This window comes from Methanomassiliicoccales archaeon, from assembly GCA_035527755.1.
GTDB lineage: Archaea > Thermoplasmatota > Thermoplasmata > Methanomassiliicoccales > UBA472 > UBA472.
The window spans coordinates 158,663-183,582 of sequence record DATKZX010000008.1 but is presented as its reverse complement, the minus strand read 5'-3'; the positions used below and the strand labels follow the sequence as shown (position 1 = coordinate 183,582).

Sequence of the window (24,920 nt, the reverse complement as noted above, 5' to 3'; positions counted from 1 at the left end):
TTTTTATCGGAAGGGACGGTCAAAAGGTTTTTGTCGTGAGAGCGTTGAATAGGACCCTATGAGCAGGAGGGAGGTAAGCGGGCAGCTGGTGGACGTGATCTCCGGAAGCATCACCCCGGCCAGGGTGATCATGGAGCATGGTAAGTATGCTGAGATCGTCGTTCTACCAGAAGCGCCTCGGCAATTTCTTCTTCCGGGGTTCATCGACGCCCATATACACATCGAATCGTCGCAGCTCTGCCCTTCCCGCTTCGCCCAGGCCGTGGTCCCGCATGGCACCACGACGGTGGTGTCCGACCCGCACGAGATCGCCAATGTATTGGGCGTGCCAGGCATCGATTATATGCTGAACGATGCCGAAGGGGTCCCCCTGCGTATCTTCCTCACCGTCCCTTCCTGCGTACCTGCCACCATGTACGAGACCTCCGGGGCGTCCATCGAGGTGCTGGACATCGAACGGATGCTCAAGGACCGCCGTTTCGTCGCCTTGGGCGAGGTCATGGATTACAAGGGGGTGCTTGTTGACGACCCCCGCATCATGGACAAGGTCCGGGCTGCTAGGAAGCTCTGGAGGAACGTGGACGGCCACAGCCCTGGGCTGGTGGGCCCCGACCTGGTCAAGTACATCAATGCCGGGATATCCACGGACCACGAGTGCCTGACGGCGGACGAGGCCGAGGAGAAGTACTTCCTGGGAATGTGGATCCAAGTGCGAGAGGGCAGCGCCTCCCGCGATCTTCTCCCTCTGATGCCTTTCGCCAAAGGGCACGAATGCATGCTGGTATCGGACGATCTGCGCGCGGCGGACATCAGCAACGGCCACCTGGAACTGCTGTTGCGAAAGGCGGTGGCCCTGGGCATGTCACCCATTCACGCCATCAGAGCGGTGACCGCCTGGCCGGCATGGCATTACGGTCTGAAGGGAGGGAACATCGTCGTTGGAAGCAGGGCCGACCTGGTCGTGGTGGACGACCTCAAGGATTTCAATGTCAAGCAGGTCTACATCGCCGGCGAGCTGGTGGCCGAAGAAGGACGTCCGCTGTTCGAAGCCACACCTAAGAAATGCCCGCTGGCCATTATGACCCAGGACCTCGCCGCGCCGGAACTTCAACTAAAAGCTGAAGGCAGGCGGGTCTCCGCCAGGATCATCGAGGTCATTCCTGACCAGATCGAGAGCCGTTCCATCATCACCGAACTGCCGGTGCATGACGGCGTTGTCCAAGCGGACATCCGTCAGGACGTGCTGCTGATGGCGGTGGTCAACCGTTACAAGAGAATGCCGCCATCGTTGGGTTTCGTAAAAGGGTTCGGTCTGAAAAGGGGAGCTTTGGCATCCTCGGTGGCTCATGATTCCCATAACCTATTGGTGGTGGGCGCATCCGCGGAGGAGATGGCCAGGGCGGTCAACGCAGTATCCCGGAGCGGCGGGTACGCGGCGGTCGACGGAGAACGTCTGGAACAGCTTCCCCTGGATGCGGCCGGGCTCATGAGCACGGCCTCTCCGGAACAGGTCGTCTCCCGCGAGCTAGTGCTTCTGGAGATGCTCAAGGACATGGGCTGCCTTTTGCCAGCACCGTTCATGACCCTCTCGTTCCAATCCCTGCTGGTGGTACCGGAACTGAAAATGAGCGACCGCGGCCTATTCGATACCGTGCTGGGAGAGTTTGTCGATCCGCTCCTCTGAAGAAGGTAAAAACTTATCTGCATTCAGAGTGGTGCGGAAGAGGAATGGGAACGATCCCTTGGTGGAGAGAGTGGAATGGACAATCCTGAGAGTTTCAAGTGTAAGTTGGTGACCTGGAACGAGATCGCCAGTTGGACCGAGGCAGTGGCGAACGACATCGATGATGATGGTTTCAAACCAACGGTCGTCATCGGCCTTACCAGGGGAGGATGGGTGCCCGCCAGGCTCATCTGCGACCATCTTCAGGTCAAGCGTCTTTACGCCGTCAAGACCGAACATTGGGGCATCACTGCCAATCATGACGGCAAGGCCCTATTAACTCAGGAGCTCAACGCCATCATCGAGGGCGAGCAGGTACTGATCGTCGATGACATCACCGATACCGGAGAGAGCCTGGCCCTGGCCGAGGCCCATCTGATGAAGATGGGTCCCAAAGAGGTCCGAACGACCACGCTATTGCACATCACCCATTCCAAGACGGAGCCGAACTATTACGAGGTGGAGGTGCCCAAGGAGGACTGGACCTGGTTCATCTTCCCCTGGAACCTTCATGAGGACCTGCGGACCATACTACCGAAGACGCTGTACGAACCGAAGACCGTTCTGGGGGTTCAGCAGGCCTTCAAGAAGCAGTTCCAGATCGATGTTCCCGAAGAGCTACTACGGCGGACCATCCGGCACCTGGCGGCCCAGGGCGTCCTGAAGAAGAAGGGCGCCAAGTGGCACAAGACCAACGGTGACGCGCCGCTGCCCCTGAAGTGAACTTGTCTCCAGGAGAACCTCTCTCCTTTACCGAGATGAGGTGTTTCCTTAGGTCCTGCGCATCAGCGTACCTCAACTTCTTTCCGCCCATCATTTCGAACTCCGCTCGCCATATTTTATGAGCATAAGATACGATATGGTGACGAGGACCATGCTGGAAAGATTGAAGGACAGCCTGGAGCACAGCCCTGTGGTGCTCTTCGGCAATTACCCGTATTTCGTAAACCCCATCACCGACGGCATCCCGTCCATGGACCCGCAGGTGCTGGACGAGGTACTGGACCGCATCTACGACATCTGCGACTTTCAATGCGATCTCATCGTAGGGGCGGAGGCCATGGCCATCCCGCTCATCGTGCCGCTGGCGCTCATGACCGGCATACCCTATAACGTGGTGCGTAAGAAAAAATACGGCCTGCCAGGCGAGGTCAGCGTGCGCCAGACGACGGGTTATTCGGAGAAGGACCTCTACATCAACGGTCTGAAGGAAGGGGACCGGGTGGTCATCGTGGATGACGTGATCAGCACCGGGGGAACGCTGAAGGCCATCGTCCAGGCGTTAAAGGCCATGGGAGTGGAGGTCACCGACATCATAGTGGTGGTGCAGAAGACCGATGGCCTGGAGCGATTGGAAGCGGAGCTGGGCATGAAGATCAAGACCCTGGTGCGGGTAGATGTAAAGGACGGGAAGGTCCGCGTGCTCACTTGACCAATCTTCTCTTCATCAGGTAGACCGATGCCAGGAAGACGATCGCGGACATTCCCAGTATGTAGATCATGCTGACCAGCGAGTCTACGCTCAATATGTTGTACGACAGGTCCCGGACCAAACTGGTGATGTGCGTTAGCGGCAACGTCATGGCCAACTGCTGCCCCCACTGCGGAAGCACGCTCAGAGGGAAGAACGTCCCGCTGAACAGGAACATGGGCGTGATGAACAGGAAGAAGGGATAGTTGAAGGAATCCAGATTGGGGACCAGGGAGGTGAACAGCATTGCTAGCGAGGCGAACAGGAACCCTCCGGCAAAGGCCACCAAGGGCACCAGCATCAATCCCGGTACCTCGGCGTATCCCAGCACGGCCACCACGCCCAGCACTATGGTGGCGTTGATGAAGCTCTTGGTAGCTCCCCACAGGATCTCGCCGGCGATGATGTCCTCCAATGAGAGGGGCGTGGCCAAGATGGCGTCGAACGTTTTTTGGTAATACATGCGGACGAAGGAGCCGTAGGAGCATTCGAAGAACGCTCCGTACATGATGCTGATGGAGACGAGGCCCGGTGCCAGGAACTTGATGTATTCCACGCTTTGACCGTTATAGACGATGTCCGCCTGTATGAGCGCCCCGAACCCCAGGCCCATGGCCAACAAGTATAGTATCGGTTCCAGGAACGGTGGCAGGAAATTGGTCTTCCAGGTGGTGAGGAAAACGTCCCGGTTGCGTTTCCAGAGGGCCAGGGAACGCCAGGATATGTTGGAGATGATGTTCATTCGATCAAACCCCTGCCCGTAGAGCGCAGGAACACGTCCTCCAGGGTGGCGTTCCTGATGAGATAGTAGCTCAGGGAGAAATGCTCTTTCAGCTCAGCCGCGACCTTCTGCCCTTCGTTGGTATAGATCAGCAGGCGATCGATCGTTCTTTCGTACTGCCATCCCTTTCCCTTGACGTAGGATTCCAGTTCGTCCGTGGGAGTGTCTATCTCCACCACGTCGGTGCCGATGATCCGGTCGATGAGCTCCCGCGGCCGTCCCTGCAGGATGATCTTGCCGTGGTCCATGATGACCAAACGGTCGCACAGACGCTCCGCCTCGTCCATGTAATGCGTGGTGAGGATGACCGTTACCTTCTTGCGCTTCAGCTCCCGCACCTTCTCCCATATCAGGTGCCTGGCCTGGGGGTCCAACCCGGTCGTCGGTTCGTCCAGAATGAGCAGCCGGGGGTCGTTCACCATGGCGCGGGCGATTATCAGCCGGCGCTTCATGCCCCCGGAGATCTCCTGGATCTTCTCGTTCCTCTTCTCGGTCAGCTGCATGAACTCCAAAAGACGGTCCGCCCTCTCCTCCGCCTCCTTCTTCGGTATGTCGAAGTAGCGTCCGTACACCGTCAGGTTCCGGCCGACGGTGAAATCGGGGTCCAGATTGTTCTCCTGCGGGGCGACGCCTATGGCCTCTTTTATCCGGCGGGAGTCGACCGTCACGTCCATGCCCAGTACCTCCAGTTTCCCAGAGGTCAACGGGCTGCCGCAGTGTATCATGCGCATGGTGGTGCTTTTGCCGGCGCCGTTAGGGCCGAGGAAGCCGAAGCATTCGCCCTCCTCGATCTCGAAGTCTATGGCGTCCACTGCACGCAGCTCCCCGAAGAGCTTGGTCAGTCCTACCGCCTTCACCGCTGGCATGAGCGCCCTGAAATGTCTTTTCGGATATTAGGGTTGAGGGTATTCGACGTAGTATCATTGCAAAGGACCCTCTCTTTCAATTCTCTGGTGATGGAGCTCCGTGTTCGGGGTCGATCTGCTGCTGGTGTTCTATTTCACCCTGTTCGGTATGGGGCTGGGGACGTTGTCGGGGTTAGCTCCAGGCATCCACGTGAACACCTTGGCCATCCTGCTGCTCATGACCGTTCCCTCGCTCTACCCCATGCTGGACGGCATATGCCAAAGCGCGGGGTCACCGGTACCGCCCGCCCTGCTGATCTCCTGCACCATTCTCTCCGCCGCCATCTGCCACTCCTTTCTGGACTTCATCCCCTCGCTGATCATGGGCGTGCCGGACGAGACGGAATGCCTGTCGGTCCTGCCTTCCCACCGTCTTCTGTTAGAGGGGAGGGGATTGTGCGCCTTGCAGGCGGCGGCGCAGGGCAGTCTGGTAGGGGCCATGGCCGGCATCATCGTTCTCATGCCCCTGCCGTTGGTTTACCGTCAGGCCATCGACCTTCTGCTATCATTGGTACCGATGATACCCTGGCTGCTGCTGTTCGTTCCTTTCCTCCTCGTTTGGGCGGAGGGGGGAAAGGCTGATCCGAAGGCGGAACTGGACATGCGCGACGGTGGATCATCCTTCACCGAGACGATCTCTCTGAAAAGACATGTGCCGGTGCACGGCGACTCCGCCAGGGTGATCGGCGAGCTGCGCCGGCGTCATGGGCGATGGGAGGTGCGCACGCCGATGCAGACGTTCAGGGTGCGTGGCAGAGGTTTCGATCCAGGACATCAGAAACTGCTCGGCCATTGGACCGTACGTAAGGACCGCCTCCCCATCATCACCTGGTGCGTTCTGCTCTTTTTTGCCTCGGGAGCACTGGGCGTCATGGCCATGGACGGCCTGGTCCCCGGTGATGACCTGTGGAGAGGAATGGAGGGCAACATGCTCATGCCCCTGTTCACCGGCCTGTTCGGGCTGCCGCTGCTCATCGGTTCCAGTCGAGGCCGGATGCCGGAGCAGAATGACGACCCCGGCGATCCTCCTTCGGTGCTTGGGGCGCTGAAAGGCTCGTTCATGGGCGGCCTGGTCGGCTGGCTGCCTGGGGTAACGGCCACCGCCGGGGCAGTGCTTACCACAATGCTGCCCCGCTCCGGCGAGAATGGACCGGATGGTTTCATCTCCATGGTTTCCGCCGTGGGCACCGGAGCGGCGGTGCTGGGATTGGGAACGCTGCTGCTGTTGGGAAAAGGGAGAAGCGGGACGTTATTGGCTATGCAGGTGGCCACACCATCCCTCGCCGTGGACTCGCTTCCAGCGCTGCTGCTGTGCGTGCTCACCGCATCCCTGCTGTCATATTGGCTGACGATGAAGCTGGGGGCACGGTTACTGCGCCAAGCGCAGGGACGGGACCTGGGCATGCTGAACCAGGTGGCGCTGGTCGGCATGGTGCTCCTTTCCTTCCTTTTGGCCGGACCGGGCGGCCTGGTGCTCCTCTTCCTGTCCACCGTGCTCGGCAGCGTACCGGCCAAGCTGGGCGTGAGCCGGGTGCATCTGACCGGCTGCCTGCTGCTGCCCATCCTTCTCTATTACTTCGCCCCGTTCTTGCGGTAGAAGTCTCGCAGACGCTCCTGTCCCAGATCGAACGGGGACAGCAGCTCCCCGGCGGCACGGAACAAAAGCTCGGCGTATCTCTCGGCATCGTACTCTTCATCCCCGTCCAGGAACTGCGCCACCTTGATCTCCCTGCCGGGGGTCATGATGAACTCCACCGCCTCTCCCGGAGGGGTGTGGAACCCCTGATGCTCCAGCTGGCAAAGCGCACGGAACTGATCGTTCTTCTGCCGGTACTCCTTCAGTTCCCTGGTGATGCGCTTCGAAAGCACCAGCTTTTCCAGCGGCGTCCCTCCGTCCCTCAATTGACGAACATACAGATCCAAAACGCCCAAGGCCTCCGGTATGCGGTGCCGGAAGCCCTCGGCGTCCTCTCCCAGGACGAGACGATCCAGCATGCCCTGCTGCAGTTCTCTCGCCAGAGTACATGTGTCCCTCCTTCGCAACGCTATCCCCCGCACCTTCAGTTCCCCATCCTGGAAGGCGCCGTAGTATCGGTTCAGGGCGCCTGCTCCGTTCGTCAGGTTGGGCAGGAAGACCAGCCATTTGTACTCGCCCTCCCAGACCAACGGGATCTGCATACGCCGGCCGATCTCTTCGCAGTAGGACTCGATGTCACCCTCCCCTTCCAGCCACAGCGAGTCGACGATGCCGTGCAAAATGCGGAACCCTTTGCGCTCGGCGATCTCCGCCGACTTCAGCAATATCTCCCGTCCGTGGGCGGTGATGGACTCATGGCACTCTATGCGTCCGAAGCGGGCGTTGCGGTAGCCAGTGTAACCGAAGCAGGTCACCAGCACCCATTTCAATACCTTGGCCCGCTGATCGTACATGACGCTGTTCCGCCCGCCTTCCTTCTTCAAGCGTTTCAATGAGATGCGCCGGCGGACGATGGGCTCCAGCACCCGGGAGAGCATGCCGACGTTCTTGGAACATGTCCAGTATCCCAGTCCGGGCACCGGTTCCCCTTCGCCAACGCAGCATTGGCAGTTCAACGTCTCCGGCGATATGTTGTGCCGCACCATGATGCTGGGGTAAAGGGAAGTGAAGTCCACCTCCTGGACCTTTTCGTGCAGGCCGACCTTCGGTTCGTATATGAGGCCGCCGCGGTCCGATGCCACCAGCTCGGCGGCGGTCTTGAAATCCTCCGGCAGGTTCTTCTTCCACATGACCAGCGCGCCCATCTTCATGGCCTCGTTGACCTGCATGGCGCTGATGGCGCTGCCCGGGGACATTCGCGCCATGTCCTGCAGGGAGATGCGTGATAGGCGGCAGAGATCGATGAGACCGGGCATTCCGCCCTCCTGGAAGATGAAAGAAGAACCCTTGTCCAGATGCACCCTTCCGCGCAGCTTGTACGCCGGCGGTTTGTAGAGTATCCGCCCGTAGGTGAAGTAGCTCTTGCCCTTTCCCTGACGTTTGCCGCCCTCCCTCCCCAGTTCCAGTTCCATCTCGTTGCGCTCGGCGCACTTCTCCAGGAACGGCAGGTGAAAGCTGTCGCCGCCGTCGGTCAGCAGCACGTCCGGGTCCTTCTCCCGGAGCGAGCATTGCAGCCGCTCCAGTATGTCCGCCTCCTTTCCTTCCAGTACCACGTCGTCCAACGTAGCCCTCTTCAAACGGTCGTCCATGGTCGGCATGCCCCTCCGGGCGGAGGTCTCCAGCGTCAGCTCGGAAATGCCGAGGTCCGGCATCGGATAGTCCAGTCGGAACGGGGTGTCCAGGTTCTTCCACTTCTCCATGTCCATGAGACCCATGGGGAATACCTTTCGATGAAGGAAGTAGCGGGTGTCCATGCGCAGGTCCACGTTGAACAGGGTGTGGTCTTTATGACACCCCCACTTGTCAACGGTCTTGGCCAGGGGCATGAGGTTGCGGTATCCTCGCGGCGTCACGCGCAGCACCTCCTCCAGCGGACCGGTGAGCCAGGTGCGGTGCTTCTCCCAGTGGTGCTCCACCCCCGATCCTTTGAGCCCCAGTAGCAATGACGATCTCTTTTCCAGGGAGGGCTTGATGTAGAAGGATGGGCGGTAACTCCGGTCGGTGATCCTCTCAACGCCGTCGGAGGTCTTCACCCAGGTGACCATTTCATTGTTGACCTCGTCGGCATAGCAGTCCAGGATCCATCCGCGCATCCTATCTTTCCTTCTTCCTCAAACGTTCCAGCTCCTTCTCCTGCTCCAGGAGGATGGAGAGAAGCACTCCCTCCAACGGGTCTAGGAAGGCGGCCACGGAGGCGGCCGAAGCGTGCAGGCGCACCTTGTCCGAGAGACGGTCAAAAGCCTCCCGATCATCCTGCGACAGCGCCCTCCGGAAATCGTTCCAGTTGCGGAACGTTGATTCCGCCGCCTGGCGGTATGTCGGCACCGTCCGCCCCATCAGCAACTCCTCCGATACTCGTCCAGAGTGGTCTGGTTCGGGGGGACCGGACGATACATGATCTCCTTCTCCTCCCTGGGCAAGGAAATTCGCGCGTAGCCGGAACGGTGCTCCACGCTCACCACTCTGTCGACCTTCTCGTAGAACAGCGATCGCAATCCCTTGCGGTACATCAGCTTCGCCAATCCGTAGTTGGTGACGACCGTCACGGTGCGGTGCTTGGAGGTGAGGGAGCGCAGCTTGCTCATCCCCCTATCCATTAGCTTGAGCGACTCCTCCCAGTTCATATCGGCATCCTGGAAGAGATCGGGGTAGCAGGAGACGACTATCATACCGCCTTTGCTGCGCATCAGCTCCTCTTCCAACGATTCCTCCACCAGGGTGGACATCTGGTAGGCGGTGAACGCCCTCGACACATTGATGCTGGAGAGCGTTTCCTCCGGCCTCATGCGGAAGCGCTTGCACACGTATGTCAGATCGTAAGGGTTCACGGAGTTCCCGCCGTCCACCCAGACCACGTCGCGATGCCACTCCCGCACGAAGTTCACGCTGAGCATGTTGATCAGGGTGAACAGCAGCCGGTCGGAGCTGTCGATGGTGGTGACGGTGCCCGCTTCCAATCCTCCCAGCAGTTCGTCCACTGGAGGTATGGCAGTGGTGGCCAGTACTCCATCCGATTCGGAATTGAAATCGTGGACCAGCGGTTCGGTCACTGTCTCCGGCATCGAGCGATACATTTTCTCTCTCTCTACGCTCGCTTCGCTTTGAGGGTATAAAGGGCTGAAGGGGAGAGGTCGGTGAAAATGGACGGCGCGATCATCGAGATCGACGAGATACGATATCGATCTGGAATGGACACATCGGATGGCTGATGCTTCCGTTTCTACTAACGATGTTCAAGGAAACAAACAATTTTCTAATAAGCAACTCAAAGGCTATTTTTTAAATATCGTTCATAAAAATATTTCCAGCAGGGCATGAACACCATAATCCTCCCACGCGCCATCGCTCTGCAGTGCCAGCTCAACGACACGCTTTACAACTTGGCATCGATCTCCAGCGGCGATCCTCTGTACGGAGCTTCGTTCTACAGCACCGACGCCTCGAGCGCCTCCGCCTCCGGTCACGTCATCGCGGTCATCTCGAAGAACGTCACCGCCGCGCAGGCCGAGGCGATATTGACGAAATTGACGCACAACGCCACTGGGGCGCGCATCGGCAACAACGTAACCATCTCATCGACCGCCGTCTATCTACTGCACCTGCCGAACGATATACTTTCGGCGATACCCACATCGGTGATGAACTCGGGCATGGGCGGGGGACATTACTATTTTGACCCGGTACATCAGATATTCGTTATCTTCAGTGGCATAACCGAAATCGCCGGCATGATCTTCAACTTCCTGGTGTTCGTCGCCAGCGGCGGACTGCTGCTTCTCTTCATCCACCTGGTGGAGATAGGGCTGGAAGCGATAGGCAACATGCTCTCCGCCGCAGCGGCAGCGGTGCAGGACGCGATGGACGCGATAGTCGATGCGTTCGCAGCGTTCGTGGACTGGATCATAGTTATAGCAATAGAGATGATGAATCAGCTCTATGCATCGGTACTTGCTCCTATCCTGAGTCTTGGGGAGAATTCTTATTCGTCAATCAGTGCGGCAGCGAACTGTGTTAATGAAACAGGGGATAATGATGACAAGTCCTCACTATCTGACGCTTTATACGGCAATCTGTTCTTATCGATGTTCATACTGGCAATAGGTATTAATGCCGTTCTTCTTGCATTGAAGATAATTTCTGGTGGAATGACCTTCCTGTTGGGAACCCTTGTGACGATTGTGGTCATGGTTCTGATAACAGAAATTTTAGGCATTAATCCCAATGGGGACGACCCTGGTAATCCGAACGATACAAGCGAGGATTCTGTGAGCGCATGGATAGTGAGCTTCTTTGGACAACAGAGTGGTGCGGACATTATTGTTGGCATTCTCAATAGCTTTTGGTTCACAATAGCAATCATCCCATCTATGTTAGCATGGGACGCGACCGGCTCAATCGGTAGTCTGGCGGTCACCCTCTTCTGCCTGATAATATCCTTCTATTCGCTCGCCAGCCAAGATATCCTGGTGAACGTGTTGTTGTGCGCCATATGCGGGATATTAATCATCGAATCATTCAAACCAATCGCCAATCTAGACCACGATCTTCAATTGATTATTTTTGGTTGTAACACACTCCTCGCGATACTGCTTATCTCAAATATCGTTTGCATGGTGGTATAATAATGGATTACGCAACGTTCGATTATCCTCGAAATGAAAACCATAGAAAAAAATGGAAGGTACTATCACTAATCATCGCTCTATCTGGATTTCCTCTTATTATTGTTTATCAAAGATTGATTCCAATTATCGTCTCTGTATTCATGGCTTTACTGATCTATTTCGGTCTTTGGTATGCTCGGGATTACACTGTGCCCTTGAAGATAGGGGTCGGAGACCACGGCGTTGATCTTTTTTATGTGAATGGTAAGAGAACATCTATCCCCTGGGCAAAACTGAACTCTTACGGCCTCAGCTCAAGTCCTGAAACGACAGTCGCACCGGCAATCATCTTCTATTTTGGTAGGAAATTCAACTATGTCAGTTACAGCGCAGCTGTCGAGATTGCGAAACGTTACGATCTCTTAATGAACAAGCCCCTGCGGGAGGTCTGGTTGGCTAAAGATCTGAAGAACAGATTCAGGAACCTATGATCCCCACGTGCATCGCCTCCGCTCACGTAATCGCGGTCATCAGCAAGAACGTCACCGCCACGCAGGCCGAGGTCATACTGACCAAGCTCACGCATAACGCGACGGGTGCGCGAATCGGCAACAATGTGACGATATCGTCGACCGCTGTCTACCTGCTGCACCTGCCGAACGACATATTGTCGTCGATACCCACGTCCGTAATGAACTCCGGTCTGGGCGAGGCGCCGAACTTCTTTGACCCGCTGGACGTCATCAGTGACATAGCAAACATGATCTTCAACTTCCTGGTGTGGGTGGCCAGCGGCGGACTGCTGCTGCTGTTCGTGCACCTGGTGGAGATTGGGCTGGAGGCGATAGGTAACATGTTCTCCGCCGCCGCGGCGGCGGTTCAGGGCGCGGTGGACGCGATAGTCGATGCGTTCATGGCGTTCGTGGACTGGGCGATCGATTTTATTACAGCAACATTGACCGCGGTGTTCGATCCGTTGATATCTTCGGTCACGAACGCTATCAATTCCTATCTGGCCGGATTGAACTCCGCGATGCTCCTCATTCAATCGGACGTTGAGAGCACCGGTTCCATCTCTGCAAAGGGGGCATCGAATTTCGTCAATGCGCTCAACGGGGAGCTTTATTGGATACTGTTCGGAATAGCAACGATATTCTTTGTGATCGTTCTGGCGATCAGTGCTATCACGAATGTTTTCGGCTTCATAGTCGGGATAATCGCATCCGTCGCGGTTATGTACATAATTGAACAGATGTTATCCTCAAATTATATCGGAGGTGAATCTTTTAACGTTAACATCGATGGATTGACAGCGGACTATGTTCGGGATCTCGCTTTGGACGCGGGGGCAGGACCGCAAACTCCGGAGGAGGAGCAGTCCCAGGAAGGTCTCGATTGGTCTGCAGGGTTGACAATGTTCGGGTTTATCTTCGGATATGTCGCAGCGCAGGCGACGATGCTCTCGCTGGCGATAGCGGGCCTTTCCAATATCGGTCTTTTCGGTCTGTGCAGCTTCGCCGCAGGCGTGCTTGGAGTGATAATCGGAACATCCACCATTTTCGGAGGCCCATTGAAAAGTTGGGCCGGGTTCATTGGATTGGAATTTGGTCTATTCTCAATAGGGGAGGGATTACTCAATCTTAAATACGGAGGATCAAAAAATTGTGGGGCGAAATTAGCCTTTGACGTCACAGCGATTCTCACGGGTGGTTGCGCGGTATTATTCAGTCTCGGTTCTTTGTATTTGGAGGATTGAAGGTCTTGAATAATTCAGAGGCAGATGTGATTACCTATCCTATTCCGATACCAAAGATCAGTAAAAAATATTATTATATATTATATTTAGGATTTATTTTTCTGACTGTATTGGCTCAAATATTATTCGACTTCTGGGTGATTACGGGAGCAATTTTATCGATTACATTATTTATCATAATTATTCTCGAAGTGGATATTCGGCTGTTTTCGCCAATAGAGGTTCAATTATCTAATGAATCAATAAAAATAAAATATTTACTCAGTAAATCGGTAGAAAAAAAATGGACTGATATCCAATGGTTGAATCTATGGCCAGGGGATGATTTTTGGTCTCCTTATTCGAGTTTAAAATTTAGCGATGGAAAGTTAGGTTCAATTGAATTAAACTATGAGTCTGGGCGTAAAATCAAGGAAATGTATCAATCAATCACTGGAAATAAATTATTGAACTACGAAGAATTTCTAAAGAATACAAACGGTGTCAGATGGTTTACCTCTGGGCCATCTGAATGAATAATGGTTGAAAGGCGGACGACTAGGTGTACCTCATTAACCTCAACGTCAGCACCGCTAACTCCCGCTTCCAGCAGGGCATGAACACCATAATCCTCCCACGCGCCATCGCCCTGCAGTGCCAGCTGAACGATACACTGTACAACCTAGCATCGATATCCAGCAGCGACCCAATGTATGGCGCCTCGTTCTACAGCAGGGACACCGCCATCATATCAGCATCTGGTAATGTCATCACCGTCAATGGCCATTGATAAGATTTATCGTCCCACCTTCGAATGATAGATAGAGATGATCCTGATTGAAACCACCGCACGTGAGATGGAACTGCGCCGCAAGAAGGTCTTCGGATATGCGCTGGGAATAGTGCTGATCGCGCACATCGTCCTGGTGATGATCATGCTGTCCTGATACGGGCGAACGTGAGTACGGTCCCGCACACCATCCACGACGATGATGGATACGTCCTCGCTACTGGTAAATATCCGAGGGTGCATTGTCCGGACAATGGAAAGAGATGGGCTTTCCGTTGTCTCAGACAATGGCATAGAAGTTACTTCCGGCCAGATGAAATACTTTCTCGACCCCCGCAAGGTCTCTGCCGCCGGTATTTGCTGCGTCTCCCACGCCCATTCCGATCACATGCCCTCGAGCTTTGACGGCGGTCCGCTGTTCTGCTCGGACATCACCCTGCGCTGCCTGCGCGGGCGGGTCAAGAGCAAGAAGTCCAAGAACTACCTGGAGAACGTGGAGCGTGGCGATCTTCCGTCGGTCAATGCCAGCGGCGCCGGTCACATACTCGGTTCCAACATGTTCATGATCGACGAGGGGAAGAAGGTGCTGTACACCGGCGATTTCTGCCCCCAGGACCGTCTGGGCATGGAAGGCGCCCGTCCGCAGAAGTGCGACGCGCTGATCATCGAGGCTACTTACGGAAATCCGCGCTACCGCTTCCCGAACCGCAACGCCATGATGGGCGTCATCCGCGACTGGGTGGAGGACACCTTGAACCAGGGATGCTCGGCGGTGCTGTATTCCTATCCTTTAGGCAAATCGCAGGAGCTGACCACCATGCTCAAGGAGTTCCAGCCCCGGCTGCACGGTTCGGTGCTGGACACCACCCGCATGATGGAGGCGGACGACCTGAAGTTCGATTATCTGCCGTTCGATCCGGCGGACGATACGCCGCAGCTGGTCATCAGTCACAATACCAAGGGGGAGAACGGCCTTTCCGCACTGAAGAAGAGGCGTACCGCCACCGTCTCCGGCTGGTGCGTGAGCGGGCGCAGCTGGGGCATGGACGAGGGGTTCGCCTACTCCGACCACGCCGATTTCTACGAGATAATAGACTTCGTCAAGAGATGCTCTCCGGACCAGGTGTACATACATCATGGTTCGGAGGAGATATTGGCCAAGGAGATCAGGGAACGGCTGGGGATCACCGCCGTGCCGTTGAAAAAGGGGCAGAGCAATCTAGGCAGCTACTGCTGATCCCCCCACATGCGTGGGTACGTACCTTCTGGAATGAACACCCGGACGGTCTTGACCGCTCGGCCTTTGTAAGCTTTGAACATATCGCGGGAGGACATGGCCGCTGTTCCCAGACCTAACGCCTCCCCTTTCACGGTGAGCATGGCCACCGGACCACCCTTCTCTATTCCCTCGTCCAGGCTGATGATGCCCGGGGCGTTCAGGTCGGCCCCGTGCGCTATGGCGTCCACCGTACCGTCCTTGACGATCACTTTAGGCAACGGCTCCAGCAGTATCTCCATGGGGCGCACCATGCTTCTCAACCAGGAATCGTCCCCCTGCTTCCATTGCACCGTGGCGTCCTTGAGGTCCTGCAGGGTGACCGCCTCATCTTCGGTCATCCGGCCCGAGCGGGTGCGACGCAGCGCTTTCATGTTTGCCCCGACACCGAGCGCGTCACCGATATCGGTGCACAGTGTGCGTATGTACGTCCCGGCGTCGCAATCGATCTTGAAGAGAACGTCCCGTCCGGACATCTCCAGAATGTCGATGGTATGGACCTTGCGTACACGCATCTGGATCTTGACCGCGGAACGGACCGGCGGCGTCTGATAGATGGGGCCTACGAAGGTGCCGATGACGTTGAGCACCTTTTCTTCGGGAACCTGACGGTGAAGGTAGAGGTGACAGACGTACTGCTTGTCGGAACGCAGCACCAGGTCGGTCATGCGTATCGCCTTTCCCAATGCGATGGGCAGAACGCCGCTCACGTTGGGGTCCAGAGTACCGCCGTGCCCGATCTTCTCCACACCCAGCATGTCCTGCACCCAGGCGGTGACCTGATGGGAGGTAGGTCCCTGCACCTTGTCGAGAACGATGACGCCGGCGGAGAGCAGTTCTTCTATGCTGCGGTCCTCAGGCCGCTTCCCGTTCGGCAGCGTCCGGGGGTCCTTGTCCCGCACCAGCATATCAATCTCCCCTTATGCGGCAGATGATGCTGTCGACCACCTGCTCCGGGGTCAGCGCACCGGTGTCGATCACCATATCGTATATGGAACGGTCGGTCACGTCAATATCGTAGTATTTGCGATACCTTAGCACTTCGCTTGCCTCACGGGAGCTCATCTCGTCCATGGCCTCGCGTAAGACTACACCTTCTCTTCCGGAGACGCGTTGGGTGCGTATCTCCAGGGGAGCGTCTAAAAAAATGCAGAAGGCCGGAATGGAGTTGCGGCGCAACATCTGTCCGGCCAGGCGCCCTTCCAGGATGACATTGTCCTCCTTTCGGGCGATGTCCACCATGCGTTCGTCGATCAGACGGTCGTACTTGGGGTCGGCCTCGGCCCGATGGCCGAACTCCTCCAAAGACAAGTTCATCTCACTGGCCATCTCGCGGAAGACCAGCCCGGATATGACCGTGCGGTATCCCAACCGTTCGCCGAGCATTCGGCAAACAGTGGTCTTGCCGCTTCCTATCGGACCGCTGATGGTGACGATCATTTCCCGGCTGCTGTCAGTTCGTTAAGGCGCTTCTTGAAGGAGAAGTACCTAAGGCCCCGGGACAGTAGCTGACCGAAGGGGAGGCTGATCAGGGAGTACAGCAGGATCCAGGCCGGGAACAGGTATGAGGTGTTCAGATCGGCCAGGTTCGACCATGGGACGGACATCCTGGTGCTATCCAGGTCTCCGATGAACACAGCCAGCCATGCGAAGATGGGGATGACGATGAGCATGGTCACCGGCATCAGCTTCAACTGATTGGTCGTCTGGGCCATGGAGGCCTTCATGATCTGGGGCTGCTGCTCCGTCATCTTCTTCAGCTTGTAGGTGTTGTTGTCCAGGCGGGCCTGCCTCATCTCCTTGTTGAAAGCTCCGATCATCTTCTGGCTTTCAGCCTGCTTCACGTAATCGGTGAAGAAATGCCTCACAGTGATGGTCAGACCGGTCATGAACATTCCAGTGATGAACAGTGTTACCACCGGGAAATCACCGCCGAATCCCCATAGCGGGTTCAGACCCAGTCCCACCACGCCGCCTAGGGCGGAACGTAGCGAGGGGTCGAACATGACGAACAAGGCCAGGATGAAGATGAATATCATCACCATTCTGTTGGTCGTCGCCTTGGCGTCCGGAACTGGTGCGTCAGCCATTTTTTTAATCTCCTCCGAAGAAGCCTCTCAGCACTGGGTGCATCTCCATCATCTGCTCCCTACCTATGGCCTCATAGAACTGTATCATGATTCCTACCGCCAGCAGAACACCTGTACCGCTGGCATTGCCCACAGTACCGATCAGGTCGGCACCTGCCGCTAGGCCACCCACCACCGCTCCGCTGATGACGGTGACAATGGGGATGTATCTCTCCAGCACTCTCTTGAGCACCCGTGGATCGCGACGGAAACCAGGGATCTGCAGTCCGCTGGACTCGATCTGTCTGGCGACCGCTTCCGGACCCATGTTGGTGGTCATGATCCAGAACTTGGCGAAGAGAATGGACCCTCCGACCATCAGTCCGACGTAGACCAGCACATGGGCCATTATCTGCAGCGCCCCATGACCGTAGGTCATGCTGCCGTAGGCACCCGGGTCCAACATGGGCAACAGCCAATCACCTACCCCGCGTGGCGTTGAAAGGTACCAGGCGAGACCTCCGGTCGGATTGTTATTTCCAGCAACATATGAGCCTAACCAATCCTGCCCTCCCAGCAGCGGGATGCCACTGAGCGCACCATTGGTGTAAAGCAGCATTGTGAACATGCTGATGTTGGCCAATAGCGCGGCCATCAAGATGACCGGGATATTGGAGGCGTATATCAGTTTGATAGGATATCGTCCACGCGCCCCACGGGCGGTGCCGTGGGCCAGCGGAAGCTCGATACGGGATGATTCGGCATAAGCGACGAACAAGAAGATGATTATCGTCCCTACCAAAGCTATCAATGGATTGGGATTTTGTATTAAAATTTGTTCATAGCCTCCGCCTACCAGCCCCTGCGCGGACGTGTTGGTCAATATAAAGATCGTTTTTGGTATGGCCCCGACCGGCGGATTGCTGGTGCTTAACGCCATGTCAGGGTTGTATCCTTCAGTGTTCAACGTTCCGGTGAACAGCGCTTCAGCGACACCCGCTGCGATGAACAGCGAGATACCACTGCCTATACCCCATTTGGATACCACCTCGTCCAATAGGAAGACCAGATAGGAACCGACACAGAGCTGCAGGATGATGATGATCCTGGCGATGTTCTCGCCATTGAGTAGCCCTGACTCTCCGAAGGTTCCGCTCAACCCTCCGATGAAAGTGTCCGCTGGTACTAGGTACCCGAACACCTGAGGCACGGCCTCCACTAGTATCATGACTATGACCAGGAACTTCTGGCTGCTTTGATAGACTGCCTTATCTTCGCGGTCCGTGAGGTCGAGCTTGATTATCTTGGCCCCAACGAACAACTGCATGATGATAGATGCAGTGACTATCGGACCTATGCCCAGGTGCATCAGGGACCCTTGCGCACCGGCCAGGATGGCACGGTATTGGGCGAAAAGATCGATGGTGCTTGAGCTATCCAGCCCATACAGGAAGATGTTTGTCATGACGAAGTAGAACACTAGTATGACTACGACCCACAACATCTTGGTCCTGAAATGGACATGCCCCTCGGGTTTGGTGACCGCCGGTAGGCGGTCGGTTATAGGCTTGAGCTTGTACAGCCTGCTCTTCTGGTCTTCGGCCATGAGTACCACGCGATACTTTACTCTGGCATCACGATATGACCGCCTGCCTCTTCAATCTTAGCCTTGGCCAAAGCCGTGATCTCGGAAACGGTGATCTCCAGAGATGCGCTCACCTGACCATTGCCCAGCAGCTTGTCCACGCCCATGGCGGTGAGGTCAACGGCTATCGTTCCGTCCCTCTCCACCGCGGTACCTTGGGCCTTCATGGCGTCCATGGTCTGTTCCAGATCGCCCACGTTAATGGTGATCTTGGCGCAGACCATTTTCTGGGGCCGCTTGAAACCGTGCCGACCGAAGTGATCGGGCATATATTTCAACATGTACTGGGCCTTGTGCTTGTGCAATCCGGCGTTGCCCGTTCCACCGCGCTTACCGGCACCACGTCCTGCCTTCTTTCCGCGACCGTGGGTCCTGGAGCCTCTGAACTTCTCAGTCCTGCTTACCATCTTAGTTCACCTTCAGATCATCCTGGAGATGAGATCGTTGATCTCTTCTCCCCGGTAGCCCAGGGCGCCTCCGGCCCCGAAGCCGCGTTTGACACCTTCGTAACCTTTCCTAGGCGGGCTTAGGCGGAATAGTGGTTTTACATCCTTCATTTCCGAATACTTGGTCTCGCCCTTGGACACGCCCTTGGCGAAGGCCATGATGGAACCGAAGGGGGTGTTCTCCTTGACCACCTCATCGTCAATGGGCTTGTCGCCAACGAGCCGGCCACGGAACTTTATCATTCGGGCCAGGGTCTCCTCGGAAACCTCGCCCCAGGTGATGTAGTCCTTAGCCTTCATCAGCATGCCCTTTATCTCCGCGGTCTCCTGTAGCACAACACAGTGGTTGGCTCGGGTCAGGCGGAGCATGAGCATGGTATCCGCGATGTCGCCCTTCACTCCGGAGTGGCCACGAACTCTGATTGCTGCATATGCCATGAAGCTCACTCTCCCTGCTGCTGTGCCTGATCGTCCTCGGCCATGTGCATTTGCATCGGACCGCTGACGATGTGCTGCCGCTTCTCCTGCTCCTCGGACACCCTCATCTCGATGGTGTTCCTTAGAGCGTAGTAAGTGGCGTAGGCGTAGTTAACGGTGGTCTTGGTGTGACCCTTGGCATATCCCCAAGAGTCCTTGACCCCGGCCAATGAAAGGATGCTCTTGGCCACATCGCCGACCGCCAGGGAAATACCCCGGGGGGCGGGCTTGAGCACCACTACCACCGAGCCGGACTTGCCGACCACGGTGAATGGCAGGGAGTGGGGCGTTCCGCACCCACATTCCCACGATCCGCAACCGCGCTTGATCTCGATGATGTTCAGTTTGGCGTTGTCGATGGCCTTGCGGATAGAGGGTCCGACCTCCTTTCCCTTGGCTCTGCCAATACCGATGAAACCGTCGCCGTTTCCGACCACACAGGTGATCCTGAACTTGACCCTCCTACCGGAGTCGGTCATCCTCTGCACGATGTTGACGTCGATGACCTCGTCCTTCAGGTCGGGGAGCAATATGTCCACGATCTGCGCCTCGCGCAGTGGGAGCTTGGTGGCTAGGGCCTGGCTCATGGTGGTTATCTCACCGTTGAGCACCATATTTCCCAGTCTTGTCATGGGTACCCATTCCATATTAATCAGCCTCCATGCGACTCTTGATGTCCTGTACCATCTTCTCCACGTCCTCACCGATGTGCTTGCCTGCTAGGCGTTCCTTGCTAGGCAGCACTTCCTCTCCGTGGGGGATATTCATGCCCGCGTCCAGCATGCCCTTTAGGGCAGCGAACACGGTGGCGCCCTTAGCTGGCACCTTGAGGCCGATGTCGAGCACCGCCTCGGTCAGTCCCTTGGCCACGGCCTTCTTCCCGGCCAGATAGCCGGTCAGATATGCGGCCGGCACATTGCCGGCAGCCCTGGTCCATCCCATCTCCACCAATTCGCGGGAGTGGGCGGTGACCAGCACCTGGTCGCCCTTGGGGTCGAAGTCCACTATCTGAATGCTGGTGTGCCTCAGGGAGACGCGGACCACGGCCCTCGGGATCCTCGCCCGTAGCAGACGAGCCCTCTGTCGGTAATCGGTCCTGCCCTCACGCCGGCGGCGGAAGGCCAACTTGTATCTCGGTCCTCGCGCCATCAGTTCTCCTCCTTAAGGTAGCCTTCGGTCTTCAAGTGCATTAGCAGGTTGTTCCTGCTCCTGAACATGCCTCCCTTGGCCTTCATGTAGAATTCCCGGTATACGGATCTGGTGATCTTGCCCCCGTCCCGCAGCTCGCGCAGCGTGGAACGCAGTGGTCTGATCGTCTGGATCCATGCCTCCTTCTTTGGCCTTCTGGCATTGGAGGTACCTTTCCTGCTGCCCTGTCCACGCCTGCGTCCCTTCGCTTTCTGGGCCAGCCGGTGGCGGGTCCTGCCTCGGGATATGCCCTTTTTGGGCAAGGCGCGGATGGTCCCGGATTGGATGGCGGTCCTAATGTCCGCCCGGGTTATAGCGTCTGCGACGTCCTCAATGCGGTTAGGGTCTATCCAGACCCGGTTCCAACCGCACTTCATGACTTCGGCCGCCATGCGCTTTTGGTTCTTTAGATCCATCGTTCTCACGTCCTGTTAAGTACGCGGATTCCCAATTCATCCGCCTTACTGGTTATTGCTATTCTCTTCCTTCCGCCCACGGTGCCGCCGATACGGATCGCCTGCACCTTGGGGTCCACGTTCTCCACTTGGTCGGGGTTGTACACCATGACCTCCTGGAAACCAGAGGGATGGTAGTCGCGTACCATCTTCGGTCCGCGGAAGCCTATCGAGACCACCGGCGGGCGGTACGATAGATGCCGGCGCATCTTGGAGTGAATGCCCTTGGGCTTTCTCCATTTTTCGCCGAGCCTCGGGTACCGGAACCATTCCTGTCTGAGGAACGCTGGGCGCTTTCGGTTCTTGACGTCCCTCATTTCCAGGGCAGCTTTTATCTCATCGGTGAGCACTGCCTTGATCTTCACGACCGGCTTGGTCTCGACCTCGGTCTCGACTATCTCCGTCTCCACCTCTTCCAACATTTCTATCCAGTGGTCGGCGATCTTGTTGCCTACACCGTCCAGGGCGTCGACGATCTCCTTCTTGCGCTGCTCGTCCTGCAACGCCTCCAAAAGCTCGTCAAGCTCCCCAATGCCCATGTCGGCCAGTTGTGCGGTGTACTCATCCCTGTAGTAGGGAAGGTCCTGTATGCTCTTGATCTCCTTCTTCGCCGACATTACTTCGGCCTCCTTGCCTTCTCTACGATGTAGATACCATCCTGGAACACCCTAGGGTCGAATCCGCGGATCTTGGTGGCACGTTCGATGTTGGCAGCGGTCTGGGAGACCTTCTCCAGATCGGACCCGGTGACGAATACCTCGTTACCTTTTATCACGACCTTGGCGCCTTCCAATATGACCGCTGAGCGTGGGGCCTTCTCTCCCAAGAAGTTCTCGATGACGAACTTTTCGCCCTTCACCACGATCTTCATGGGGAAGTGGGAATAGACCACTTTCATGGCGTATTCGAACCCGTGATTGGCCCCTTCGATCATATTCCTGATATGTGCAGCGTATGTACCGACCAAGGCCTTCTCCTTGACGCGAGGGTACTCGCACTCTACGTGTACGGTGTCCTCCTTCAGGGAGACCTTGACCTTGGGGTGACCGAAGTCGCGAATGACCTGACCTTTCGGTCCTTTGGCGGTCAGCTCGCTGCCCTTCATGGTAACCTTGACCTCCGTGGGCACGTGCACCGTGTCGTCCAAATGTCCTGTTACTGTCATGTCATCCCTCAGTATACGAAGGCTAGCAACTTGCCGCCCACGCCATTCTCCTTGGCCTGCATGTGAGTGATCACGCCGTCGGTGGTGGTAAGTATGAGCACGCCGAAGTCCTGGGCCGGCAGATAGCGGGCCTCGAACTGCTCCATGTCAACTTTCTTCACCGAGTAGCGTGGCTTGATCACACCGCAGTTGTTGATCTTTCCCTGCAACTTGACCTTGAACACGCCGGCCTTGCCGTCCTCTATGAACTCGAACTGGTTGATGTAACCGTTGTCCTGCATCACCTTGAGCACCCGCCCGATGAGCTTGGAAGAGGGCCTGATGAGGCACTCGCTCTTGCCCACGGCCGCTGCGTTCTTGATGGTGGACATCGCATCATTCAATGGATCGCTCTGCATTTTTTTCACCTCACGAGTACTTCTTGAACCCTATCTGCGGCGCGATCTCCCTGAAGCATTGTCTGCAAAGGTGCATTCCGTAACGGCGGACGAGCCCTCTCTTACGACCGCATCTGGTGCAGCCCACGCTCCGTCCGAATTTCTTTTTAGGCTTCAATCGATCACCTCTATGTTGAATATCTCCTTCATGAAGTTCATGGCCTCTGCCCTGGTCATACGGTGGTTCTTGGGCACTTTACAGCGCATGATGCGGCGCCTGGTTATTCTCTTTCCAGGCCTCTGGATGGACACGCTTACGTCCATGCCAAAGATACCGATCTCCGGGTCGTACTTCAACCCTGAGAAGTCGGTGTAGTCGGGTATCCCGAAGGACAGGTTACCCTCTTGATCAAAGGAGTATGAGGCGATGCGGTTCTCGCGAATGGTGAACGCCCTTTTCAGGAAGTCCATGGCCTTCTCTCCCCTGAGAGTGACGATGCATCCGATCGGTTGACCTTCGCGGATGCCGAAATCACGGTTGGTGACCTTGGAGAAGGTCTGCTTGGATTTCTGTGTGGTGACCATCTCCAACACCTTCTGTGCTTTTACTAGTCTTTCTCCGGATTCGCCGACCCCGATGTTGACGGAAACCTTCTCGATGCGCGGTTTGCGCATTATGTTCTCGCTCATACCACGCTCACCTCAGGCAGTACGACCTCGGGGGTCTTGTTTCCGATCACGAACACGTTGTTCTTCACGGTCAACTTTCCGTTCTTGAACCGAACCAGGTCTGGTGAGGAGGAACGCGCTTCGACCTGTTCCTCTATCACCATTATCTGACCGGCGCTGCTGCCGCTGGTGATCATGGCCACATTGCCCTGTACCATTTTGAATGGTTCGATGATCTTCTGCGTCGGCAGTTCTATCTTCAGTACATCGCCGGTCTTGTAGCTGTCCTCGGTGACCAGGATGTTGCGTCCGTCGTGCATGTTAAGCTGCATGCGGCCGCCGCTGATGACGGTCTTGTTCTCTATGCGGCACAACTTCCACTTGGCGCGTTCCTCGGTCGTCTCGACCAGTATGAACTTTCCGCGGCTGTCCAGCAGCATGCGGTAGTACTTGCCCGAAGCGGGCAGGCTCAATACGTCCATCAGGCCCACGGGGAGCTTGGCCTCAGTGACCACCCTTCCGTCCACCAATACATGCTTGGCGGAGAGGATCTTCCTGGCCTCGGCGGCGGTATCGCAGACCTTAAGCAGGTCCCGCAACACCAGGGTCAGGGGCATGCATTGGTCCAGCGGATGTGCGCCGGGGTTGGGGCTGGTCACCCATACGCTGCTCTTCCTTGGCACCGGCCAGCTCTTCGGTGCGTTCAATCTTTTTAAATCTTGGGTCATGAGGAGCCCTCCTCGAATTGCAATTTCTGCTTGCGGTAATTGTCCTTTAGTTCAAGCTTGATGATGACCACGTTGGAGGCATGCACTGGCCTTTCGGTCATGGTGCCGTCCGCCTTGGCGATGGTCACTCCCTCGATGATAAGACGTCCCTTCTCTGTGTCCACGCTGGTGACCTTACCCTCGAGGTTGAGTATTTGCTCATCCCCTCGGACCACCCTGACAGTGTCGCCCTTGACGACCCTGACGGTGCGGCGTCCCAGCTTCTCGACCAGCTCTTCGCTGAGGTGGGAGCCGACGCTTTTGTTGCGCACGTGGTTCGGCGCGTTGTACAGCGCCTTCCTCTGTTTTCTTGCCAACTTGCTCGTCATTTCCAACACCTCAAACGATGGTCGAAGCGGTGGCGGCTACACGCGGCCAGCGCTCAGCGGCCTCTCTGGCCACGGGTCCCTTTATGTCGCTTCCCTTGGTCTCACCCTCATCGGTGGTGATGACCGCTGCGTTATCCTCGAAATGCACCATGGTCCCGTCCGCCCGGCGGAACGGTCTCCTCTGACGGACGACGATGGCGTATACCACCTGTCGTCTCATCTCGGGAGTGCCCTTCTTCACCGAGGCGACTACGATGTCACCCACGGCCGCGGCGGGGCAGCGTCCGTGCGTCCCGTGATAGTTTGGCACGGCGATGACACTGATGGTCTTGGCGCCGGTGTTGTCCACCACATCCAGGACGGTGCCGGTAATGATGCCCCGGGTCTGGTTTCCTGCCAATCCCTTCATGTC

General features: G+C 56.6%; 32 protein-coding genes. 10 read left to right on the top strand and 22 right to left on the bottom strand.

Features of this window, described 5'->3' with window-relative positions; all coding sequences use genetic code 11:
* The first annotated feature begins 58 nt into the window (after positions 1-58).
* From ade to hpt, 3 genes are all read left to right on the top strand, one after another.
* Positions 59-1,684 carry an adenine deaminase gene (gene ade, locus VMW85_04235; GenBank protein ID HUT27238.1) on the top strand — a complete coding sequence of 542 codons (1,626 nt, stop codon included), beginning with the start codon at positions 59-61 and terminating at the stop codon, positions 1,682-1,684.
* A 75-nt stretch (positions 1,685-1,759) separates the two neighbouring features.
* Positions 1,760-2,446, top strand: a complete 687-nt coding sequence (locus tag VMW85_04230; protein ID HUT27237.1) for a phosphoribosyltransferase — start codon at positions 1,760-1,762, stop codon at positions 2,444-2,446.
* A 118-nt stretch (positions 2,447-2,564) separates the two neighbouring features.
* A complete protein-coding gene (gene hpt, locus VMW85_04225; GenBank protein ID HUT27236.1) occupies positions 2,565-3,155 on the top strand; it encodes a hypoxanthine/guanine phosphoribosyltransferase in 591 nt (196 codons plus the stop codon).
* Here the strand turns inward: hpt and VMW85_04220 are convergent.
* Both VMW85_04220 and VMW85_04215 read right to left on the bottom strand, forming a co-directional pair.
* Positions 3,148-3,936 (bottom strand): ABC transporter permease, encoded by a 789-nt coding sequence (locus VMW85_04220; protein HUT27235.1) that lies wholly within the window; start codon positions 3,934-3,936, stop codon positions 3,148-3,150. The genes hpt and VMW85_04220 overlap by 8 nt on opposite strands.
* Positions 3,933-4,841, bottom strand: a complete 909-nt coding sequence (locus VMW85_04215; GenBank protein ID HUT27234.1) for an ATP-binding cassette domain-containing protein — start codon at positions 4,839-4,841, stop codon at positions 3,933-3,935. Before VMW85_04215 ends, VMW85_04220 begins: the two co-directional genes overlap by 4 nt.
* Before the next feature lie 100 nt (positions 4,842-4,941).
* On the opposite strand from VMW85_04215, the gene VMW85_04210 reads away from it, so the two are divergent.
* Positions 4,942-6,477 (top strand): tripartite tricarboxylate transporter permease, encoded by a 1,536-nt coding sequence (locus VMW85_04210; GenBank protein HUT27233.1) that lies wholly within the window; start codon positions 4,942-4,944, stop codon positions 6,475-6,477.
* Here VMW85_04210 and VMW85_04205 read toward each other — a convergent pair.
* From VMW85_04205 to VMW85_04195, 3 genes are read right to left on the bottom strand one after another with little or no spacing between them, the layout of a single operon-like run.
* Positions 6,453-8,609: a DNA polymerase domain-containing protein gene (locus VMW85_04205; GenBank protein HUT27232.1), complete on the bottom strand. Its 2,157-nt coding sequence runs from the start codon at positions 8,607-8,609 to the stop codon at positions 6,453-6,455. The two genes, VMW85_04210 and VMW85_04205, sit on opposite strands and share 25 nt — an antisense overlap.
* 1 nt (position 8,610) lies before the next feature.
* On the bottom strand, positions 8,611-8,853 hold the full coding sequence (locus VMW85_04200) for a hypothetical protein (protein ID HUT27231.1): 243 nt from the start codon (positions 8,851-8,853) through the stop codon (positions 8,611-8,613).
* Positions 8,853-9,590: a hypothetical protein gene (locus VMW85_04195; GenBank protein HUT27230.1), complete on the bottom strand. Its 738-nt coding sequence runs from the start codon at positions 9,588-9,590 to the stop codon at positions 8,853-8,855. Before VMW85_04195 ends, VMW85_04200 begins: the two co-directional genes overlap by 1 nt.
* 240 nt (positions 9,591-9,830) lie before the next feature.
* On the opposite strand from VMW85_04195, the gene VMW85_04190 reads away from it, so the two are divergent.
* From VMW85_04190 to VMW85_04165, 6 genes are all read left to right on the top strand, one after another.
* Entirely contained in the window at positions 9,831-11,138 is a 1,308-nt protein-coding gene (locus VMW85_04190) for a hypothetical protein (GenBank protein ID HUT27229.1), read from the top strand.
* 2 nt (positions 11,139-11,140) lie between these two features.
* Positions 11,141-11,611, top strand: a complete 471-nt coding sequence (locus VMW85_04185) for a hypothetical protein (protein ID HUT27228.1) — start codon at positions 11,141-11,143, stop codon at positions 11,609-11,611.
* Entirely contained in the window at positions 11,608-12,876 is a 1,269-nt protein-coding gene (locus VMW85_04180; GenBank protein ID HUT27227.1) for a hypothetical protein, read from the top strand. The genes VMW85_04185 and VMW85_04180 overlap by 4 nt, the downstream gene beginning before the upstream one ends.
* Before the next feature lie 5 nt (positions 12,877-12,881).
* Positions 12,882-13,391 carry a hypothetical protein gene (locus VMW85_04175; protein ID HUT27226.1) on the top strand — a complete coding sequence of 170 codons (510 nt, stop codon included), beginning with the start codon at positions 12,882-12,884 and terminating at the stop codon, positions 13,389-13,391.
* Between the two features lie 26 nt (positions 13,392-13,417).
* Positions 13,418-13,645, top strand: coding sequence for a hypothetical protein (locus VMW85_04170; GenBank protein ID HUT27225.1), 228 nt, complete (start codon positions 13,418-13,420; stop codon positions 13,643-13,645).
* A 253-nt stretch (positions 13,646-13,898) separates the two neighbouring features.
* A complete protein-coding gene (locus VMW85_04165; protein ID HUT27224.1) occupies positions 13,899-14,882 on the top strand; it encodes an MBL fold metallo-hydrolase in 984 nt (327 codons plus the stop codon).
* Here the strand turns inward: VMW85_04165 and VMW85_04160 are convergent.
* From VMW85_04160 to VMW85_04080, 17 genes are read right to left on the bottom strand one after another with little or no spacing between them, the layout of a single operon-like run.
* Positions 14,873-15,829 carry an RNA-guided pseudouridylation complex pseudouridine synthase subunit Cbf5 gene (locus tag VMW85_04160; protein ID HUT27223.1) on the bottom strand — a complete coding sequence of 319 codons (957 nt, stop codon included), beginning with the start codon at positions 15,827-15,829 and terminating at the stop codon, positions 14,873-14,875. The genes VMW85_04165 and VMW85_04160 overlap by 10 nt on opposite strands.
* 1 nt (position 15,830) lies before the next feature.
* Positions 15,831-16,361, bottom strand: a complete 531-nt coding sequence (locus tag VMW85_04155) for an AAA family ATPase (GenBank protein HUT27222.1) — start codon at positions 16,359-16,361, stop codon at positions 15,831-15,833.
* Complete coding sequence (locus VMW85_04150) at positions 16,358-17,011, bottom strand: EMC3/TMCO1 family protein (protein ID HUT27221.1); 654 nt, start codon at positions 17,009-17,011, stop codon at positions 16,358-16,360. The genes VMW85_04155 and VMW85_04150 overlap by 4 nt, the downstream gene beginning before the upstream one ends.
* 4 nt (positions 17,012-17,015) lie before the next feature.
* A complete protein-coding gene (gene secY / locus VMW85_04145; GenBank protein ID HUT27220.1) occupies positions 17,016-18,596 on the bottom strand; it encodes a preprotein translocase subunit SecY in 1,581 nt (526 codons plus the stop codon).
* Between the two features lie 17 nt (positions 18,597-18,613).
* Entirely contained in the window at positions 18,614-19,042 is a 429-nt protein-coding gene (locus VMW85_04140; protein ID HUT27219.1) for an uL15m family ribosomal protein, read from the bottom strand.
* A gap of 12 nt (positions 19,043-19,054) precedes the next feature.
* Positions 19,055-19,519 carry a 50S ribosomal protein L30 gene (locus tag VMW85_04135; protein HUT27218.1) on the bottom strand — a complete coding sequence of 155 codons (465 nt, stop codon included), beginning with the start codon at positions 19,517-19,519 and terminating at the stop codon, positions 19,055-19,057.
* 5 nt (positions 19,520-19,524) lie between these two features.
* Positions 19,525-20,205 carry a 30S ribosomal protein S5 gene (locus VMW85_04130; GenBank protein ID HUT27217.1) on the bottom strand — a complete coding sequence of 227 codons (681 nt, stop codon included), beginning with the start codon at positions 20,203-20,205 and terminating at the stop codon, positions 19,525-19,527.
* 1 nt (position 20,206) lies between these two features.
* Entirely contained in the window at positions 20,207-20,707 is a 501-nt protein-coding gene (locus tag VMW85_04125; GenBank protein ID HUT27216.1) for a 50S ribosomal protein L18, read from the bottom strand.
* Positions 20,707-21,162 carry a 50S ribosomal protein L19e gene (locus VMW85_04120; GenBank protein ID HUT27215.1) on the bottom strand — a complete coding sequence of 152 codons (456 nt, stop codon included), beginning with the start codon at positions 21,160-21,162 and terminating at the stop codon, positions 20,707-20,709. The genes VMW85_04125 and VMW85_04120 overlap by 1 nt, the downstream gene beginning before the upstream one ends.
* A 5-nt stretch (positions 21,163-21,167) precedes the next feature.
* Complete coding sequence (locus VMW85_04115) at positions 21,168-21,818, bottom strand: 50S ribosomal protein L32e (GenBank protein ID HUT27214.1); 651 nt, start codon at positions 21,816-21,818, stop codon at positions 21,168-21,170.
* Positions 21,818-22,366: a 50S ribosomal protein L6 gene (locus VMW85_04110; GenBank protein ID HUT27213.1), complete on the bottom strand. Its 549-nt coding sequence runs from the start codon at positions 22,364-22,366 to the stop codon at positions 21,818-21,820. The genes VMW85_04115 and VMW85_04110 overlap by 1 nt, the downstream gene beginning before the upstream one ends.
* An 8-nt stretch (positions 22,367-22,374) precedes the next feature.
* Positions 22,375-22,764 carry a 30S ribosomal protein S8 gene (locus VMW85_04105; protein ID HUT27212.1) on the bottom strand — a complete coding sequence of 130 codons (390 nt, stop codon included), beginning with the start codon at positions 22,762-22,764 and terminating at the stop codon, positions 22,375-22,377.
* Positions 22,765-22,774: 10 nt separating this feature from the next.
* Positions 22,775-22,921: a 30S ribosomal protein S14 gene (locus tag VMW85_04100; GenBank protein HUT27211.1), complete on the bottom strand. Its 147-nt coding sequence runs from the start codon at positions 22,919-22,921 to the stop codon at positions 22,775-22,777.
* Positions 22,918-23,433: a 50S ribosomal protein L5 gene (locus VMW85_04095; GenBank protein HUT27210.1), complete on the bottom strand. Its 516-nt coding sequence runs from the start codon at positions 23,431-23,433 to the stop codon at positions 22,918-22,920. Before VMW85_04095 ends, VMW85_04100 begins: the two co-directional genes overlap by 4 nt.
* Positions 23,430-24,140 (bottom strand): 30S ribosomal protein S4e, encoded by a 711-nt coding sequence (locus tag VMW85_04090; protein HUT27209.1) that lies wholly within the window; start codon positions 24,138-24,140, stop codon positions 23,430-23,432. Before VMW85_04090 ends, VMW85_04095 begins: the two co-directional genes overlap by 4 nt.
* Positions 24,137-24,508, bottom strand: a complete 372-nt coding sequence (gene rplX / locus VMW85_04085) for a 50S ribosomal protein L24 (GenBank protein ID HUT27208.1) — start codon at positions 24,506-24,508, stop codon at positions 24,137-24,139. The genes VMW85_04090 and rplX overlap by 4 nt, the downstream gene beginning before the upstream one ends.
* A 10-nt stretch (positions 24,509-24,518) precedes the next feature.
* Positions 24,519-24,917 carry a 50S ribosomal protein L14 gene (locus VMW85_04080; GenBank protein HUT27207.1) on the bottom strand — a complete coding sequence of 133 codons (399 nt, stop codon included), beginning with the start codon at positions 24,915-24,917 and terminating at the stop codon, positions 24,519-24,521.
* Positions 24,918-24,920 lie beyond the last annotated feature (3 nt).

Bases quoted from the DNA above. Each gene is read 5' to 3' on its own strand.
- VMW85_04135 (HUT27218.1), bottom strand. From the start codon at position 19,519: ATGGCATATGCAGCAATCAGAGTTCGTGGCCACTCCGGAGTGAAGGGC.
- VMW85_04080 (HUT27207.1), bottom strand. From the start codon at position 24,917: ATGAAGGGATTGGCAGGAAACCAGACCCGGGGCATCATTACCGGCACC.
- VMW85_04105 (HUT27212.1), bottom strand. From the start codon at position 22,764: ATGCAGAGCGATCCATTGAATGATGCGATGTCCACCATCAAGAACGCA.
- VMW85_04155 (HUT27222.1), bottom strand. From the start codon at position 16,361: ATGATCGTCACCATCAGCGGTCCGATAGGAAGCGGCAAGACCACTGTT.
- rplX (HUT27208.1), bottom strand. From the start codon at position 24,508: ATGACGAGCAAGTTGGCAAGAAAACAGAGGAAGGCGCTGTACAACGCG.
- VMW85_04130 (HUT27217.1), bottom strand. From the start codon at position 20,205: ATGGAATGGGTACCCATGACAAGACTGGGAAATATGGTGCTCAACGGT.
- VMW85_04110 (HUT27213.1), bottom strand. From the start codon at position 22,366: ATGACAGTAACAGGACATTTGGACGACACGGTGCACGTGCCCACGGAG.
- VMW85_04125 (HUT27216.1), bottom strand. From the start codon at position 20,707: ATGGCGCGAGGACCGAGATACAAGTTGGCCTTCCGCCGCCGGCGTGAG.
- VMW85_04185 (HUT27228.1), top strand. From the start codon at position 11,141: ATGGATTACGCAACGTTCGATTATCCTCGAAATGAAAACCATAGAAAA.
- ade (HUT27238.1), top strand. From the start codon at position 59: ATGAGCAGGAGGGAGGTAAGCGGGCAGCTGGTGGACGTGATCTCCGGA.
- VMW85_04160 (HUT27223.1), bottom strand. From the start codon at position 15,829: ATGCTGGTGCGGGACAAGGACCCCCGGACGCTGCCGAACGGGAAGCGG.
- VMW85_04215 (HUT27234.1), bottom strand. From the start codon at position 4,841: ATGCCAGCGGTGAAGGCGGTAGGACTGACCAAGCTCTTCGGGGAGCTG.
- VMW85_04120 (HUT27215.1), bottom strand. From the start codon at position 21,162: ATGGATCTAAAGAACCAAAAGCGCATGGCGGCCGAAGTCATGAAGTGC.
- VMW85_04230 (HUT27237.1), top strand. From the start codon at position 1,760: ATGGACAATCCTGAGAGTTTCAAGTGTAAGTTGGTGACCTGGAACGAG.
- VMW85_04180 (HUT27227.1), top strand. From the start codon at position 11,608: ATGATCCCCACGTGCATCGCCTCCGCTCACGTAATCGCGGTCATCAGC.
- VMW85_04140 (HUT27219.1), bottom strand. From the start codon at position 19,042: ATGGTAAGCAGGACTGAGAAGTTCAGAGGCTCCAGGACCCACGGTCGC.
- VMW85_04200 (HUT27231.1), bottom strand. From the start codon at position 8,853: ATGGGGCGGACGGTGCCGACATACCGCCAGGCGGCGGAATCAACGTTC.
- VMW85_04150 (HUT27221.1), bottom strand. From the start codon at position 17,011: ATGGCTGACGCACCAGTTCCGGACGCCAAGGCGACGACCAACAGAATG.
- VMW85_04165 (HUT27224.1), top strand. From the start codon at position 13,899: ATGGAAAGAGATGGGCTTTCCGTTGTCTCAGACAATGGCATAGAAGTT.
- hpt (HUT27236.1), top strand. From the start codon at position 2,565: ATGAGCATAAGATACGATATGGTGACGAGGACCATGCTGGAAAGATTG.
- VMW85_04190 (HUT27229.1), top strand. From the start codon at position 9,831: ATGAACACCATAATCCTCCCACGCGCCATCGCTCTGCAGTGCCAGCTC.
- VMW85_04220 (HUT27235.1), bottom strand. From the start codon at position 3,936: ATGAACATCATCTCCAACATATCCTGGCGTTCCCTGGCCCTCTGGAAA.
- VMW85_04090 (HUT27209.1), bottom strand. From the start codon at position 24,140: ATGACCCAAGATTTAAAAAGATTGAACGCACCGAAGAGCTGGCCGGTG.
- VMW85_04205 (HUT27232.1), bottom strand. From the start codon at position 8,609: ATGCGCGGATGGATCCTGGACTGCTATGCCGACGAGGTCAACAATGAA.
- VMW85_04095 (HUT27210.1), bottom strand. From the start codon at position 23,433: ATGAGCGAGAACATAATGCGCAAACCGCGCATCGAGAAGGTTTCCGTC.
- VMW85_04115 (HUT27214.1), bottom strand. From the start codon at position 21,818: ATGTCGGCGAAGAAGGAGATCAAGAGCATACAGGACCTTCCCTACTAC.
- VMW85_04195 (HUT27230.1), bottom strand. From the start codon at position 9,590: ATGTATCGCTCGATGCCGGAGACAGTGACCGAACCGCTGGTCCACGAT.
- secY (HUT27220.1), bottom strand. From the start codon at position 18,596: ATGGCCGAAGACCAGAAGAGCAGGCTGTACAAGCTCAAGCCTATAACC.